Origin of the sequence: Stenotrophomonas sp. GbtcB23 (assembly GCF_019091045.1) — a bacterium.
In the GTDB taxonomy this organism is placed as follows: domain Bacteria; phylum Pseudomonadota; class Gammaproteobacteria; order Xanthomonadales; family Xanthomonadaceae; genus Stenotrophomonas; species Stenotrophomonas rhizophila_A.
Genome location: NZ_JAGXKC010000156.1, coordinates 1 through 650, shown reverse-complemented (window position 1 = coordinate 650; position 650 = coordinate 1). Strand labels below are relative to the sequence as shown.

General features: G+C 62.3%; 2 protein-coding genes. Both read right to left on the bottom strand.

Annotated elements, in window-relative coordinates; all coding sequences use genetic code 11:
• Window positions 1-216, bottom strand: a 216-nt coding sequence (locus KVS69_RS18570) for a YHS domain-containing protein (RefSeq protein ID WP_217539456.1), incomplete at its 3' end; no start/stop codon positions are given.
• A 61-nt stretch (window positions 217-277) separates the two neighbouring features.
• The coding region (locus tag KVS69_RS18565; RefSeq protein ID WP_217539455.1) for a CopD family protein at window positions 278-650 on the bottom strand (373 nt) is incomplete at its 5' end.

Sequence of the window (650 nt, the reverse complement as noted above, 5' to 3'; positions counted from 1 at the left end):
CTGGGGCGTCAGATAGCGCTCCGGATCGGCCACGAACTTCGCGCGGCATCGCTCCGAGCAGAAGTGGAAAGGTGTGTCGGCGTGGGTCGCATGATGCTGCGTCGTGGCGGGATCGACCTGCATGCCACAGACCGGATCGGTGACCCGTCCATCCGCAGCCTCGACAGGGGCTGCGCCTGCAGAATGGTGATGGTCATGGGACGACGGTGAGTTCATGCCGATGCTCGCTTTAGTGGGGATGGACTGCCAAGGCAGTGTGCCATTGCGGGTTACACAGCTATTCGGGGCTGAGCGTCCCGAGCACTGAAACAACAATCAGGATCAAGATGGCCAGCGCGGCCTCAGCCGTAACACTCTGCCGCAAAGCCCGCCCCTCCTGCGCGGGATCTCCGCTGGTCAGCGCACGTTCCAAGCGCGGCACCAGCGTCCATCGGTGCAGCGCTCCCAAACCCAGCATTCCAGCGAACAGGGCCAGTTTGAACAGCAGCAACTTCCCGTAGGTGCTCTGGAACAGGGCCGAAAACGACCACGCGGTGAGATCCCCGTAGTGCGCGATGCCGGACACGATGAGCGCACCAACGAAGATCGTTCCCAGCGTCGAAAAACCATGCAGAAAGTCATGCGTTGATCGCAGACGCCCGCTGCCGTTC